This window comes from Sphingobacterium sp. PCS056 (genome assembly GCF_023273895.1).
GTDB lineage: Bacteria > Bacteroidota > Bacteroidia > Sphingobacteriales > Sphingobacteriaceae > Sphingobacterium.
In genome coordinates, this window is record NZ_CP096883.1 from 2,457,093 (window position 1) to 2,471,566 (window position 14,474).

Consider the following 14,474-nt stretch of genomic DNA (forward strand, 5'->3'; position numbering starts at 1 on the left):
TTCGTAATTTTTTTGTTTTGATTCCTAGCTACTCGACTCATTACTTGATATTTTTAGTATATTCGTTTTGATAATTATCATAATAAATCTAAACCATTGTCACAATTCTTTAAAACTATGTTAACAAATCGTTTAAAATATAGTGTTCTCTTTTGCTTATTGGGAGCAAGTGTAAGTTCATGTCAAACGACAGATCAAAAAAAAGAACCCGAAGTAGAACATAATCCAGCTAAACAAGTCGTGCCAGAAAGAGCAAAAGATTTGATCGGTCGTTGGGATTTAAATGTGGACAAAGATGGAAAGGTCGTACCATCATGGATTGAAGTAAAACTATCTGGATTTAATACCTTAGTGGGGAGTTATGTTGGCGATAGTGGCAGCGCTCGTCCAGTTTCACATGTCAAACTGGAGGATGGAAAATTTTCATTTGCTATACCACCACAATGGGAAGGTGGCGAAGGGGACTTTGTGATTGCAGGCGAATTAACAGCTACAGGTATTAAAGGTACTGTGACGACTAATAAAGGTGTTAGCTATAACTTTACAGGTGAAAAAGCACCCTATTTAAATCGTACAGGAACTGTTCAATGGGGAGAGGCTATTGAGCTTTTTAATGGTCAGGATCTGACAGGTTGGAAAACCATTGGTGGAGAGAATAATTGGTCAGTGAAAGATGGTGTCTTGACGAATGCAAAGGCGGGAGCTAATCTGGTAACGGATCAAAAATTTGAAGATTTTAAACTGGAAGCAGAATTTCGTTATACATCAGGGGGAAATTCGGGTATCTATCTGAGAGGGCGATATGAATTGCAAATAGAAGATAGTCCTAAGGATCAGCATCCTGGAAGTCTTTATTTTGGCGGTATCTATGGTTTTTTAGCTCCAAATGAAATGGCTACTTTAGGACCGGATCAGTGGCAGAAATATGAAGTTACATTGGTCGGAAGATTGGTAACTATTGTCGCAAATGGTAAGACTGTCATAAGTAATCAAGAAATTCCAGGTATTACAGGGGGCGCATTGGACAGTAAAGAGGGCGAACCAGGACCTATATATTTACAGGGAGATCATGCTCCGGTAGAATTTAGAAAAATAAAGATTATACCGGCTAAGAAATAAAAAAAATTAAAAGCCTCTTTCGGTAGAAAGAGGCTTTTAATTTTTATAAGATTATTTTCACAAATTGACCACTTGGATCGAACAATAAATCGACATCATTTGTTAATTCGACTTCAAATCCAGCAGTAACTTTATCGATGGCACTGATTTGTGCTGTTCTATAATTTGTATCCACATAGCTGACTATCGTAGATGAGATAAAACCTGTTGGAATAGCAGTATCATTGTCGGATTCTACCTCTTTCCAATTACCTTCTTGATCAAAATCAACTTCGATTCCATTGGCTAACTCTACACTGTAAGCGGTTTTATTTGTTGCAGTAGGAGTTTGTTTCTCAGCTTTTCGAATGGTGACATCTTTGAAGAAGGTGTTAAGAAATGTTGATGCTGATGCTGGTAAAGATGTAGCAGGGACTTGATGATCATCATCTTTATCACATGATACCACAATGATTGCAAATGCAAGTAGAGCTGTGCATGTTAAAATTAGCTTTTTCATATTTTAGTTTTAATTAATCATCTATTTTAGTAAACTGCCCCTTTTTATTAAACTCCAACTCAAGTCCATTCGAAATCTCTACTTCATATTTACGTAACGATTTTTTTATTTTTACGATCTGTGTATTTGGAAAACTTTTTGCCACATAATTTTGAATAGTCCTAGGTACAATTTTTAAAGGAATGGCAATCTTGTGGCCATCGACTTCTTCCCAATTTCCAGATTTATCAAATTCTATTTCTGTACCATTGTTAAGAATAACTTTATATTCCTTTGAAAATAAACTTTCTTGTTCTTCAATTGTACTGCTGATTTGATTAATCGCAAAATTATTCTTAATGAATGTTTGCGCATTTGCTGGTAATTGGTTGTTGTTGATTACTTTTTTTTGTGCAAATCCAAATGTCGATAACGCCATTAATGCGATGATAGCTATTGTTTTCATTTTGTTCATAATAAATACTCCTTTTATTTTATAACAAAGTTCGTAGACGATTTGGTAAAGAATTGGGAATTATAGTTTGTGTATTTTAAAAATGTGTAAACTTTCTGAATATAAATAGCTTATGTTTATATCTTTATTTGTTTCTATAATTGTTTTAACGATAGAAAGTCCCAATCCATTCGAATTTACAGCATCGTTTTCTTTATGAAAGCGGTCAAAAATATGCTCTGCCACTAGTGCTTTGCCTTTACCGGTATTAGCAATTGTAAATTGATGTTGATAAACCTCAATTTTAATGAGACCAGATGGTGATTTGTTATAATTGATCGCATTCCTCATTAAATTGGATAATAGAATTTTAGCTAAGTCTACATTAAAATCTATTGTAAATGTACCATGTTCATTGATCTGAATATCAATTCCTTTGAAACTCATCAAATCTGTAAGCTCTTCAGAGATCTCATGGATCAATGAATTAAAGTTTATTTTTTCAATAGCTTCAAATTGATTATTTTCAATGCGGGATAGCATAAGTAATGCTTTATTCAACTTGATCATACGCTCTAGTGATTCCTTGGTTTCACTGATCGTGATTAAATGATGCTCAGCTAAGTCTTCATCTTCTAATAATAATTCTAGTTTATTAGTACTTATAGCTAATGGGGTTTGTAGCTCATGCGAGGCATTTTCAATAAATAGCTTTTGTTGTTTAAATATTTTTTCATTACGATCTAACATTTTATCAATCTCTGTATCCAATAGGTTAAATTCTCGGACATTGCTTTTAATGGGCTCGGATATTCTAATCTTTCCAAACTGATATTGTTCTAGTTTATCCAGTATCTGATAAAAGGGTTTAAAAGCTCGGTAGAATACCAACGTATTGAGTAAAAATATACTGATTATGATCAAGAAATAAAGGATGATCAATGCGGTTGCAAGATCGTATTTTAACTCATCTTCTTCAACAGTAGAAGTACGAATTTCTAAATGATACATTTGATTATCCTTACCGTAGAAATAGGTTGTTAGTATACGGTAAGGCTCCATATCATCATCATATGGCATATAAATAAGTTCATTCCTGAACGTACTTTTTTCTAGATGCTTCTTTTTAACGTTTGATTTTGTAATCTTAAATTGATTGATTCCAAAAGTATCTGTTTTTAAGATCGATTCATCTTGATAGGCTGCACGAATAATTTCAATTTTTTGATTTTTTAAACCATCATCTACATTATCATATACCTCTTCAATTATATAGGCATAAAATAATGTAGCCCATACCGCAATTACAATCAAAATGATAATCGTGATATAGCGTAAAGTATAATTTTTGAGAGATTTTTTCATCAAAATAAATTGTTATAATAGGGAGCGCTGATTGTACTACATCATGATGTTAATTTCACTCGGTTGTATTAAATCAATTTATATCCAATGCCATATACCGCTTGAATATCAATTTCTGCATGATTATCTTTCAACTTTTTTCTTAAATTTTTAATTTGAGAATAGATAAAGTCTAAACTGTCAGCTTGATCAATATGATCTCCCCAAATTGATTCAGCTAAACTATTTTTCTGAATAAGCTTAGTGGGTCTTATGATGAAATAATAGAGTAGATCAAACTCCTTTCGGTTTAGATTTACTAGTTTGTTATTCACCTGTATACTTCTGTCGGTAGTGTTAACTGCTACATTTTTATAAACTATCACATCATCGCCATTTTGATTTTTTCTTCGTATGATCGATTTTATCCTTGCATGTAGTTCTGCTAGATGAAAAGGTTTAGCAAGATAGTCATCTGCTCCTAGTTCTAGACCCTTTACTTTATCATCTACTGAGTCTTTAGCAGACAGGATAATCACAGACTCATCTTTTCCGAGTTCTTTTATTTTCTCCAAAAGTTGCAAACCTGAACCTCCTGGTAACATAATATCTAGCAAAATACAGTCATAGGTATAAATAGCTATTTTTCCTAGGGCAGTTTGATAATCAAAAGCTTGTTCTACAAGATATTTTTCGGCAAGAAGGGATTGCATAATAACTTGACTTAAAGCAGCTTCGTCTTCAATCAATAATATTTTCATATACACTCATTATGGTACAAAAGTAATATCCAAATTGGGAAAGAATTAGGAATCAAAATCCAATAATTACCACTACGATATCTTCATTATGGTAAGCTGGGTGAAAATGCGATATGACTTTCTGATCTTTATAAAGCTTTAGTTCATCGTATACCAATTTTTTTAGAATACCTTTACCTTTACCGTGTACAAATTTTATTTCTGGCATATCCCAATATATAGCAGCATCTAACATGTCACGCATATAGATCAATGATTCATTTGCTAATTCATCTGCAGCATAATCTTGCCAGTCGGATAAGAAGGCTTCGGCATGTAAATCTATTTGTACAGGTGGTTTTTTCATGTAGCTCTATTTGTATTCGAACAAAAGTACGATTAACGAACTAACAAATAAAGTCATTAGTTCGTTTACTGTATATAAATAGCTACATAAAGTAGGTCATACCATTTTTTTATTGTGGCAGCTTCTTCATAGAGTTCCTTTTCAGCATAATCGAACATGATTTCTTGTACTTGAATAATCATATCATCTTGATCTTGGAAGATACCATTGCAATCACGATAATCATTAATAATTTCCAATAGATAATTAAGTGATTTCATCTTATGATATAAAGAATGATGTTTTTTGCCAATTATATCTGCAATTTCTTCATTTTGCACTTCGCACTCGACAGCTGTATGACGTGTCTTATTATATAAATGGGTGTAGTCAGCAATACGATCTCTTAGATCATAAATGTTATTTTGAAGATCTTCAATGAGTACAATGAGATTTTCTTGAATTTCAAAATCTTTTGATACGATTGACATATTACGCCTTTTTTCAATCAATATAAATAAAATTTATATCATTTTTTATTACAATATAAACAAACAAATTAATATTGTAAATGTTTTGTTGTCTCATAATTAATATTTTACGATATAATAGCTCCTATATACTGTAGTGGTAACATATATTATAAGTAATATTTATTGTACATTTGTTGCGTAAATAAATTGAGGAATTGTTTTAACGAAAGACTCTACATCTATTACTTAAGCATATTTGGGATTTTGTGCTTAAATACAAAAAGGGAGAAAGTTCGATTGAATTTTCTCCCTTTTTATTCAACTGTTTTGAGATTAAGATATATACACTATATGGGAAGAGAAATTAGTATAAACGGGTATCAATTGGAAATATGCTCAAATTCACCCCAGTCAGCTCTACATGCGGCGCAAGGAGGCGCTACAAGGATTGAATTTTGTCAAAACTTAGAAAACGGTGGGACGACACCTTCGTATGGTCAGATTGTTCAAACTAGAAAGTTAATTAATATTGGCATGCACGTACTTATTCGTCCTAGAGCGGGTGATTTTGTTTATTCTGATTTGGAATTTGAAGAAATGCTAGCTGATATCAGGTTTTGTAAAGAGACAGGCTGCGATGGCGTTGTTATAGGAGTAATGAATAGAGATGCAACAGTTGACATTGAGCGAACAAAAGCTCTTGCCGATGCTGCAAGACCTATGCATGTAACCTTTCATCGAGCATTTGATAAGTGCGCGGATCCAATGTCTTCTTTAGCTATTTTAATAGAATTGGGAATTGATCGTCTATTGACATCTGGATTGAAGAATAAAGCAGAGAATGGAGTTGAGCTACTTAAAGAATTGGTCGAATATGCTAACGGAAAAATTGTTATTATGCCCGGTGCTGGGGTAGACAGTCATAATATCGAAATGATCTTAAAGATAACTGGAGCGACTGCAATACATAGCTCCGCAAAAGATACGGTCTCTTCAGAAATGTCTTATGATAGAATGGAGGTGGCAGGGATGAATGAACCTATATACATGACATCAAAAGAAAAAGTCCACCAATTGGTAGACATCCTTAAAAAACAATAGCGTTGTAATTTACAACGCTATTGTTCTTAATATTTTTTTAACCTATTTAGCTTCTGAAACTAATTGGTTTAAGATAGCATCGTTTTTAACGATTTGATTTGATTTCTTCATTTTAGATCTTGAACCAAGTTCAACATTACTACCTAAACTTAAGAACTGAACTTCAACACGTGAAGTAGTTTTATTTCTTCTATCTTTTCTTTTTAAACGTGTAACTCCCATTTTGATAAATTTTTTTATTGTTCAATAAAACGAGGTCGGAAGCGGATTCGAACCGCTGTAGGAGGTTTTGCAGACCTCAGCCTAGCCACTCGGCCATCCGACCCTATTTGTTCCCCTAGGGGAATGCAAAAGTAAAATTAATATTTGGATTAAAAAAGACTCTTGTGCAATTATTTTTTAAATAAATCATTATCAAGCTGTTTTGTTTGAAAATTATTTTGTGTTATTTACTATTTTAATAATGCTGCTGCTGATAAATAAATACTTGTCTATTTTTTAATACAGTTAATATGTTAGTTTCTGTTTTATTATCGTATTGTAAATGAGGCTTTTAATGGTTTGGCTTGTAACTTGCAATACCCATCACAACACTAATAATATAATAGAGCGATGAAAAAAATATTACTAACATTAGGCGCAGCATTTTTATTAACTGCTGGAGCTTATGCACAAGGAGGATTAGGATATGGTATCAAGGCAGGAGTTAACTTACCTTCTTACAGTTATGGCGGAAGTGATCTTTCTGATTCGAAGTCAACAGTTAATTTTCATGTTACCGGTTATTTAGATGCTCCTATAACCAGTAACTTCTATATTCAGCCTGGAGTGTCTTTGCAAGGAAAAGGTGCAAAGTTTGCTGATTATAAAATAGGAGAGAGCACCTATGAATTGAAACAAAATACGATGTGGTTAGAGGTTCCTGTTAATTTTGTGTTGAAATTTCCCACTGCTGGTGAAGGTAAATTTTTCGTTGGTGCAGGTCCTTATGTATCTTTTGGATTAAGTGGAAAAAATAAGTTTGATAGAACAAATGGAGATGGTACAACCACTTTGAGTGATAGAGAATTTAAATTTGGTAAAGATGAAACTTTAAAAGGCACAGATTTCGGAGTAAACTTTTTAGCTGGATATCAGTTGGGAAGTGGAATATCGATTAATGCTGGTTATGGTTTGGGTCTAACAAACATTGCTGGGTCTAAATTTATTGGATCAGGAGATGTTAAAAACCGTGTTTGGTCAGTAGGTATTGGTTTTGGAATATAATATCAAATTCACAAGATTATATCAAATGATTTTAAATTAAACCCTTGCTTTTTAGCAAGGGTTTTTTATTTTCCTATAAAACTTTAATTTAGTAAGGTTGTTTGAGATTTATAAATATATGATACTATGACAAAGTTTTTAGGCCTACCGTTTTACTTAAAATTAGCTTGTACATTAATTTCTTTTTTAGTTTTAGGTTATCTTGCGAAAATAGGGGATACAATTCTAGTTCCATTTATATTGGGTTTACTTTTAGCTTTACTGCTTGTTCCAGTCAGTAATTTTTTTGAAAACAAGTTGAAATTCCCGCGCACAATTGCAGGCATTGTGACCGTTTTACTTTTCTTTGGTCTAGTTGGTTTTGGATTCTATATGCTGGCGTCGCAATTATCAATGATTAAAGATGATTGGCCTGCTTTTAAAGAACAAATTTTAGTTGGTTTTCATAACGTACAAGTTTGGGTTACAGATCGTTTTGGTGTGAGGCATAGTGAACAAATGGATATCATTAATAAAACAGCTACAAAATCACTCGATAGTGGAACGTTATTATTAGGAACCGCATTATTGTCATTATCGTCTCTTTTTATACTTCTAGTGTTTACATTTCTGTATACTTTTTTTTTATTGATCTACCGCAGTCATATTGTTAAATTTCTCCTGATGATCAATCATCAGGATCATCATGATATTGTTTTGGATGTTGTGGGACAGATACAATATGTGGTGAAAAAATATTTAATTGGATTACTCTTGCAGATGCTGATTGTATCCACCTTAGTATTTGCAGCATTGAGTATAATAGGAGTAAAATACAGTCTGTTGTTGGCCATTATTACAGGTGTATTTAACGTGTTGCCCTATATTGGGATCTTTACCTCGATCTTAATTATTGCATTACTTACTTTTGCTACTACCTCATTTACCCATGTGCTCATCGTGATCGGTGCACTTATTATTATACATCTTATCGATAGCAATTTTATTGTACCTAAAGTCGTTGGATCTAAAGTAAAAGTAAATTCTTTGTTTGCCATGATGGCGATTATTGTGGGAGAAATGATATGGGGTATTTCTGGAATGTTTCTAGCTATACCTATCCTGGCGATCTGTAAGATCGTGATGGATCGGGTCAAGGAATTAAAACCTTGGGGATTTTTGCTTGGAGAAGAGGATACTAAGCCTGATAAAGATATGAATAAAGTTAAAACAATAAGTCTTAAAAAGAATCAATAAGTAGAATGTTAATACTTATTTGGTATCAATAGGTTTTGAAGATTACAAACAATTTAGGTTTCGCTACTGTTGGTGCTCATTAGGTATTTATAGCTTACTTAGCGCTTTATTTATTGATTAGGGTAAGAGGCCTGCTTTTATATAATTATTTCAATATAGCGGCTAATATGAGTTAAAAAGTATATGTAAGTAGTGACCTATCATAAAAAAGGCTTCTAATTTAACATTAGAAGCCTTTCTTGTTTTTTAATCAGTGCAATTCTATCACACTTTGATTTCTACTTCAACACCTGAAGGTAATTCAAGTTTCATCAATGCATCAACAGTTTTAGAGTTAGATGAATAAATATCTAACAATCTCTTGTATGAACATAATTGGAACTGCTCACGCGCTTTTTTGTTAACGTGTGGAGAACGTAAAACTGTATAGATTTTTTTCTCAGTAGGTAATGGAATAGGACCACTAACAACTGCACCTGTAGGCTTTACTGTTTTTACGATTTTCTCAGCTGATTTGTCAACTAAATTGTAATCGTATGATTTCAATTTGATTCTGATTCTTTGGCTCATTCTTATTTTTGTTTAAATTGATCTCCCGTTAGAGCTATTATCAACAGGAGATCGGTTTGCTTTATATTAGAAAGGATTATTCTCCTTTTAATTTACCTTTTGCTTTTGCAACAACTTCGTCAGTTACGTTACGTGGAGCTTCTTCAAAGTGATCAAATTCCATAGTAGAAGTTGCACGACCTGAAGTGATCGTACGTAATTGTGTTACGTAACCAAACATTTCTGAAAGTGGAACTAATGCTTTAATTACTTGAGCACCATTACGGCTATCTAAACCTTGCATCAAACCACGACGACGGTTTAAATCTCCCATTACATCACCCATGTTTTCTTCTGGTGTTAAAACCTCTATTTTCATAATTGGTTCCATTAACACTGGAGAACATTTTGGTAATGCTTCACGGTATGCCGAACGAGCAGCTAATTCGAAAGATAATGAATCTGAATCGACAGCGTGGAATGAACCATCAATCAAACGAACTTTCATTCCTGATAATGGGAATCCTGCTAATACACCATTTTTCATTGATGTTTCAAATCCTTTTTGAACTGAAGGGATAAACTCTTTTGGAATTTTACCACCCACGATTTCATTCACGAATTGAAGAGGTGATTTAGTTAAATCGTAATCTTCGTCTGCTGGAGAAATAACAACTTTGATGTCCGCAAATTTACCACGACCACCTGATTGTTTTTTGAATACTTCACGGTGCTCTGTAGTACCCGTGATAGATTCTTTATAAGATACTTGAGGAGCTCCTTGGTTCACCTCAACTTTGAATTCACGTTTCAAACGGTCGATCAAGATCTCTAAGTGAAGCTCACCCATACCAGAGATAACTGTTTGACCTGTTTCTTCGTCAGTTTTTACTACAAACGTAGGATCTTCTTCAGCTAATTTACCAAGACCAATACCTAATCTATCAATGTCAGCTTGAGTTTTTGGCTCAATAGCTAAACCGATAACTGGCTCAGGGAAATTCATTGATTCTAATACGATAGGGTGTTTTTCATCACATAAAGTATCACCAGTTTTGATGTCTTTGAAACCAACGACAGCACCGATATCACCAGCCTCGATGAAAGGGATAGGGTTTTGTTTATTCGCGTGCATTTGAAAGATACGAGAGATACGCTCTTTGTTTCCTGAACGTGTGTTCAATACATAAGAACCTGCATCTAATTTACCTGAATAAGCACGGATGAAACACAAACGACCTACGAAAGGGTCAGTTGCAATTTTGAAACCTAATGCTGCGAAAGGCTCGTTAACATCTGGTTTACGTATTAATTCTGCACCTGTATCAGGATGAGTACCTTTAACACCTTCTGAATCCATTGGAGAAGGCAATAATTCCATTACTAAATCCAACATAGTTTGAACACCTTTGTTTTTGAAAGATGAACCACAAACCATAGGAACGATAGAGTTATCCAATACTGCTGCACGTAAAGCATTTAAAATTTCACGCTCAGTTAATGAATTAGGGTCTTCGAAGAATTTCTCCATCAAAGATTCATCATAACCAGCAACAGCTTCTAATAAACGCTCACGGTATTCAGCAACCTCTTCCAACATATCTTCTGGAATAGGAACCTCTGTAAAAGTCATACCTTTATCATGCTCATTCCAAACGATACCACGGTTGTTAATTAAATCAACAACACCAGTGAAAGTATCTTCAGAACCAATAGGAAGTTGTAAAGCTACTGCTTCAGAACCTAACATTGATTTTACTTGACCAACAACTTTTAAGAAGTCAGCACCTGAACGGTCCATTTTGTTTACGAAACCAATACGTGGAACAGCGTAGTTATCCGCTAATCTCCAGTTAGTCTCTGATTGAGGCTCAACACCATCAACTGCAGAGAATAAGAATACTAATCCGTCTAATACACGTAACGAACGGTTTACCTCAACCGTGAAATCTACGTGACCTGGAGTATCGATAACGTTTACTTGGTATTTGTTACCACGGTACTGCCAGAAAACTGTAGTAGCAGCAGAAGTAATCGTGATACCACGCTCAGCTTCTTGCTCCATCCAGTCCATTGTCGAAGCACCTTCGTGTACTTCTCCAAGTTTATGGTTAACACCTGAGTAGTAAAGAATACGCTCAGTTGTAGTTGTTTTACCAGCATCGATGTGAGCAGCGATACCAATATTTCTAGTGAATTTTAAATCTCTTGCCATAATATTTTTAAGCATTAGCCTAGATAAGGCCGTATGTTTTTTTGTCTAAATAAGTACACCGATCCTGATAAAAGAATAAACGTTTACCTAAGATCGGTGTAATCATATTTGTGTGTGTAAGTTCAAAACTAGAATCTGAAGTGTGAGAACGCTTTGTTAGCTTCAGCCATTTTGTGCGTATCTTCTTTCTTCTTAACAGCAGCACCTTCACCTTTAGAAGCTGAAATGATTTCTCCTGCTAATTTTTCGAACATTGTTTTTTCACCACGTTTACGTGAATATGAAATTAACCATTTCATACCCAAAGCAATTTTGCGTTCAGGACGAACTTCCATAGGAACTTGGAAGTTAGCACCACCAACACGACGAGATTTAACCTCTACAGCTGGCATAACGTTGTTTAAAGCTTTTTTCCAAGCTTCTAAACCGCTTTCGCTAGTTTTTTGCTCTACTAATTCAATCGCGTTGTAAAAAATATCATATGCTGTAGATTTTTTACCATCATACATCATATTGTTTACAAAACGAGTTACCTGAGTGTCGTTAAACTTTGGATCAGGTAAAATGATTCTCTTTTTTGGTTTTGATTTTCTCATTTTTCTTTCCTCCGTTTAATTATTTCTTTTTACCTTTTGCTGGCGCAGCCGCTGCTTGTCCTGGTTTAGGACGTTTAGTTCCGTATTTAGAACGACGTTGGTTACGACCTGCTACACCTGAAGTATCTAATGCACCGCGGATAATGTGGTAACGTACACCTGGTAAATCTTTAACACGACCACCACGAATCAAAACGATTGAGTGCTCTTGTAAATTGTGACCTTCTCCAGGGATGTAAGCGTTGACCTCTTTACCGTTTGTTAAACGTACACGAGCTACTTTACGCATTGCTGAGTTTGGTTTTTTAGGGGTAGTAGTATATACACGTGTACATACACCTCTTCGCTGTGGACATGAGTCCAACGCTGGTGACTTACTCTTGTCAACCAGAGCTACTCTACCTTTTCTAACTAATTGTTGAATAGTAGGCATTTACCTGATTTTGTTATTTAATTTAATTCTTAAATTATTATAAGTTCGCAAAGATAACGATTTTATTGTTAAATCGTAGCACCTCGCCAATTAGTTTTCCACATTTTGCTTGAATATCTTTGACTTAGCTTTTAGATCAACTTGTTTTTAAGTAAATAAGCAACAATCTGATCCGCTCCATATTTTGACAAATGGTCGTCATCATGCATATACGGGTCTTGACCGTTATATTTATTTACTTCAGGTAGATTATAAACATCTATGTAAATATCTTTAGAAATAAAAGTTTGAAGATAATTATTGACATGGGCAGACTTCGGATCAAGATAGTTCGCTTCTTTTACCGCGCTGTTTTTAGTTTGTAACGCCAATATATTGGGGAAAATGATAGAATAGCTAGGTGTTTGTCCGATCATTTTCAGTATAATATTCTTTTCTTTAAAATATTGTATTACTTTTTGAAGTTTGAACTTTAAAGTTTCATCTGGATATTGTTGTGAACCCCAAAAACCAACAAGGATTACCTCGTCTATATGCGCTGCATTTTGAGGGATAAATTTCTGATACATATAGTCTATGAGTTCACAAGATGCTTTAGGCCCCTTTGTATCTAATAACGGATAGGTTGTAGATACTGTTGCTTGCAACAGATTGATATCTTGTTTTGCGAGTTGCTCTTTTAAACTTTGTGCAAAAACGCCAGCGTGACTATCACCCAATAAAAGTATATTTTTTTTATTAGGGGCAATGTTAGCGCAGATGTCAAAATTATATTGACTGAATGTATTGTCTATATCCAGATGGCAGATTCCCTTTCTAAACTGAAATGGAAGATGTTGTTTTCTATAATTTGTATTGTAATTAGTGAGGTGTTCAATCTCCTTATTAATTTTCAATTGATCATATGGGAATAGCATCATGACTGCGGCTACTATAGTAATCCCTACCGCTGTAGCTAAAGTGAAACGTACTTGATTGAATTTTTTATTAGACTCAATGGTGTAAAATGAGATGCACGCACAAATAAAGGAAAGAGTAAGGATGGTAATAATAGTGTAAGACTGATTTAGTCCCAAATAGATCGTAAATACATAGATTGGCCAATGCCATAAATATAGCGAATACGATATCTTGCCGATCCATTGAAGTGGTTTGAAAGATAGTGCTTTAAAGTCATATTGTACAAGGAGGATGATAAATGTAGCTACTACCGGAATAAGAGTGTAATAAGACGGCCAACTGATGTCGTCCTCTTTGAGTAAAATAATGCATCCTATTAGGGTACTATATCCAAAGAACGCAAATAATTTTCTCCACAATTTTGGTATTTTTTTTGGGATATCTGCCCCCCATAGGCATGCAAGTCCACCAAATAGCATTTCCCATGCGCGTGTTGGGAACATATAAAAGCTGAATGATTGATCTCTATGATTAAAATAAAGGTTCAGACCGAACGAAAGGATGATCAAGCTTATAAATAAATAAATGAACTGCCTTTTGTTTGTCAGATAGTAATTTCGAAATGGATAGAGGAGTACGGGATATAGTAGATAAAATTGCCATTCGACAGATAAAGACCATGTATGCAATAATATGTTGTTTTGCGAAGCGAGATCAAAATAGCCACTATGGATGTAGTAATCTATATTAGAAATAAAAAGAATACTGAAAAAGGAATTGTTTCCAAGTTGTTGTAAATCGTTGGGTAAGAGAATTAAATTGCCAATTATAGCTAGACCAATAATTAGAAAAAGAAGGGCAGGGATGATGCGTACAATCCGCTTGATATAAAACTGCCGGAAAGAAAATATGTGGTCTTCAAATCCTTTAAGAATAATATGAGTCATTAAATATCCCGAGATGACAAAGAAGATATCTACTCCACTGAATCCACCGTCAAAATAGGGGATTTTGAAATGAAAAAAAAGTACCGCTAATACAGCTAATGCACGTAGTGCTCCAATATCATTTCTAAATTTCATTATTAAATATGACCTGTTGTAAGCTGCAAATCTGAGCAAAATAATTTAGTTCACCTACTAATTTTTTTCATCTATTATCGAATCAGTATTGAAAAATCTAAGTAAGCATCTATAGTAAGATTTTTTTCAATGAATTGTCAAT

General features: G+C 34.1%; 16 protein-coding genes and 1 tRNA gene. 4 read left to right on the top strand and 13 right to left on the bottom strand.

Annotated elements, in window-relative coordinates:
- The first annotated feature begins 117 nt into the window (after window positions 1-117).
- Window positions 118-1,119 (top strand): DUF1080 domain-containing protein, encoded by a 1,002-nt coding sequence (locus tag MUB18_RS10205; RefSeq protein ID WP_248755829.1) that lies wholly within the window; start codon window positions 118-120, stop codon window positions 1,117-1,119.
- Between the two features lie 43 nt (window positions 1,120-1,162).
- Here the strand turns inward: MUB18_RS10205 and MUB18_RS10210 are convergent, their stop codons facing one another.
- From MUB18_RS10210 to MUB18_RS10235, 6 genes are all read right to left on the bottom strand, one after another.
- Window positions 1,163-1,618 carry a PepSY-like domain-containing protein gene (locus MUB18_RS10210; RefSeq protein ID WP_248755830.1) on the bottom strand — a complete coding sequence of 152 codons (456 nt, stop codon included), beginning with the start codon at window positions 1,616-1,618 and terminating at the stop codon, window positions 1,163-1,165.
- Between the two features lie 13 nt (window positions 1,619-1,631).
- Window positions 1,632-2,063, bottom strand: coding sequence for a PepSY-like domain-containing protein (locus MUB18_RS10215; protein WP_248755831.1), 432 nt, complete (start codon window positions 2,061-2,063; stop codon window positions 1,632-1,634).
- 69 nt (window positions 2,064-2,132) lie between these two features.
- The gene (locus tag MUB18_RS10220; protein ID WP_248755832.1) at window positions 2,133-3,416 is read right to left on the bottom strand and encodes a sensor histidine kinase; all 1,284 of its coding nucleotides are present in this window, start codon (window positions 3,414-3,416) and stop codon (window positions 2,133-2,135) included.
- A 68-nt stretch (window positions 3,417-3,484) separates the two neighbouring features.
- Window positions 3,485-4,156: a response regulator transcription factor gene (locus MUB18_RS10225; RefSeq protein ID WP_248755833.1), complete on the bottom strand. Its 672-nt coding sequence runs from the start codon at window positions 4,154-4,156 to the stop codon at window positions 3,485-3,487.
- A 52-nt stretch (window positions 4,157-4,208) separates the two neighbouring features.
- Window positions 4,209-4,502, bottom strand: coding sequence for a Smr/MutS family protein (locus MUB18_RS10230; protein ID WP_248755834.1), 294 nt, complete (start codon window positions 4,500-4,502; stop codon window positions 4,209-4,211).
- Between the two features lie 65 nt (window positions 4,503-4,567).
- Window positions 4,568-4,972 carry a hypothetical protein gene (locus MUB18_RS10235; RefSeq protein WP_248755835.1) on the bottom strand — a complete coding sequence of 135 codons (405 nt, stop codon included), beginning with the start codon at window positions 4,970-4,972 and terminating at the stop codon, window positions 4,568-4,570.
- A gap of 366 nt (window positions 4,973-5,338) precedes the next feature.
- Between MUB18_RS10235 and MUB18_RS10240 the strand changes: the two genes are divergently transcribed.
- A complete protein-coding gene (locus MUB18_RS10240) occupies window positions 5,339-6,055 on the top strand; it encodes a copper homeostasis protein CutC (RefSeq protein ID WP_248755836.1) in 717 nt (238 codons plus the stop codon).
- Window positions 6,056-6,097: 42 nt separating this feature from the next.
- Here MUB18_RS10240 and MUB18_RS10245 read toward each other — a convergent pair whose 3' ends face one another.
- On the bottom strand, window positions 6,098-6,277 hold the full coding sequence (locus MUB18_RS10245; RefSeq protein WP_045754327.1) for a hypothetical protein: 180 nt from the start codon (window positions 6,275-6,277) through the stop codon (window positions 6,098-6,100).
- A gap of 32 nt (window positions 6,278-6,309) precedes the next feature.
- Window positions 6,310-6,380 (bottom strand) — tRNA-Cys (locus MUB18_RS10250).
- 287 nt (window positions 6,381-6,667) lie between these two features.
- Here MUB18_RS10250 and MUB18_RS10255 point away from each other — a divergent pair.
- Together MUB18_RS10255 and MUB18_RS10260 are read left to right on the top strand one after the other, a co-directional pair.
- A complete protein-coding gene (locus MUB18_RS10255) occupies window positions 6,668-7,321 on the top strand; it encodes a porin family protein (RefSeq protein ID WP_045754326.1) in 654 nt (217 codons plus the stop codon).
- 126 nt (window positions 7,322-7,447) lie between these two features.
- A complete protein-coding gene (locus MUB18_RS10260; RefSeq protein ID WP_248755837.1) occupies window positions 7,448-8,557 on the top strand; it encodes an AI-2E family transporter in 1,110 nt (369 codons plus the stop codon).
- 264 nt (window positions 8,558-8,821) lie between these two features.
- On the opposite strand, the gene rpsJ is transcribed toward MUB18_RS10260, so the two are convergent.
- The 5 genes from rpsJ to MUB18_RS10285 all read right to left on the bottom strand — a co-directional run bounded on the left by rpsJ (window position 8,822) and on the right by MUB18_RS10285 (window position 14,332).
- Window positions 8,822-9,127, bottom strand: coding sequence for a 30S ribosomal protein S10 (rpsJ, locus tag MUB18_RS10265; protein ID WP_013667229.1), 306 nt, complete (start codon window positions 9,125-9,127; stop codon window positions 8,822-8,824).
- A 76-nt stretch (window positions 9,128-9,203) separates the two neighbouring features.
- On the bottom strand, window positions 9,204-11,321 hold the full coding sequence (gene fusA, locus MUB18_RS10270) for an elongation factor G (protein WP_248755838.1): 2,118 nt from the start codon (window positions 11,319-11,321) through the stop codon (window positions 9,204-9,206).
- A 128-nt stretch (window positions 11,322-11,449) separates the two neighbouring features.
- Window positions 11,450-11,917, bottom strand: coding sequence for a 30S ribosomal protein S7 (gene rpsG / locus MUB18_RS10275; RefSeq protein WP_045756100.1), 468 nt, complete (start codon window positions 11,915-11,917; stop codon window positions 11,450-11,452).
- Between the two features lie 19 nt (window positions 11,918-11,936).
- Window positions 11,937-12,350: a 30S ribosomal protein S12 gene (rpsL, locus tag MUB18_RS10280; RefSeq protein ID WP_002993550.1), complete on the bottom strand. Its 414-nt coding sequence runs from the start codon at window positions 12,348-12,350 to the stop codon at window positions 11,937-11,939.
- Window positions 12,351-12,481: 131 nt separating this feature from the next.
- Window positions 12,482-14,332, bottom strand: coding sequence for an acyltransferase family protein (locus tag MUB18_RS10285; protein ID WP_248755839.1), 1,851 nt, complete (start codon window positions 14,330-14,332; stop codon window positions 12,482-12,484).
- Window positions 14,333-14,474 lie beyond the last annotated feature (142 nt).

Bases quoted from the DNA above. Each gene is read 5' to 3' on its own strand.
- MUB18_RS10225 (WP_248755833.1), bottom strand. From the start codon at position 4,156: ATGAAAATATTATTGATTGAAGACGAAGCTGCTTTAAGTCAAGTTATT.
- rpsL (WP_002993550.1), bottom strand. From the start codon at position 12,350: ATGCCTACTATTCAACAATTAGTTAGAAAAGGTAGAGTAGCTCTGGTT.
- MUB18_RS10285 (WP_248755839.1), bottom strand. From the start codon at position 14,332: ATGAAATTTAGAAATGATATTGGAGCACTACGTGCATTAGCTGTATTA.
- MUB18_RS10255 (WP_045754326.1), top strand. From the start codon at position 6,668: ATGAAAAAAATATTACTAACATTAGGCGCAGCATTTTTATTAACTGCT.
- MUB18_RS10215 (WP_248755831.1), bottom strand. From the start codon at position 2,063: ATGAAAACAATAGCTATCATCGCATTAATGGCGTTATCGACATTTGGA.
- MUB18_RS10205 (WP_248755829.1), top strand. From the start codon at position 118: ATGTTAACAAATCGTTTAAAATATAGTGTTCTCTTTTGCTTATTGGGA.
- rpsJ (WP_013667229.1), bottom strand. From the start codon at position 9,127: ATGAGCCAAAGAATCAGAATCAAATTGAAATCATACGATTACAATTTA.
- MUB18_RS10235 (WP_248755835.1), bottom strand. From the start codon at position 4,972: ATGTCAATCGTATCAAAAGATTTTGAAATTCAAGAAAATCTCATTGTA.
- MUB18_RS10220 (WP_248755832.1), bottom strand. From the start codon at position 3,416: ATGAAAAAATCTCTCAAAAATTATACTTTACGCTATATCACGATTATC.
- MUB18_RS10210 (WP_248755830.1), bottom strand. From the start codon at position 1,618: ATGAAAAAGCTAATTTTAACATGCACAGCTCTACTTGCATTTGCAATC.
- fusA (WP_248755838.1), bottom strand. From the start codon at position 11,321: ATGGCAAGAGATTTAAAATTCACTAGAAATATTGGTATCGCTGCTCAC.
- MUB18_RS10230 (WP_248755834.1), bottom strand. From the start codon at position 4,502: ATGAAAAAACCACCTGTACAAATAGATTTACATGCCGAAGCCTTCTTA.
- MUB18_RS10245 (WP_045754327.1), bottom strand. From the start codon at position 6,277: ATGGGAGTTACACGTTTAAAAAGAAAAGATAGAAGAAATAAAACTACT.
- MUB18_RS10260 (WP_248755837.1), top strand. From the start codon at position 7,448: ATGACAAAGTTTTTAGGCCTACCGTTTTACTTAAAATTAGCTTGTACA.
- rpsG (WP_045756100.1), bottom strand. From the start codon at position 11,917: ATGAGAAAATCAAAACCAAAAAAGAGAATCATTTTACCTGATCCAAAG.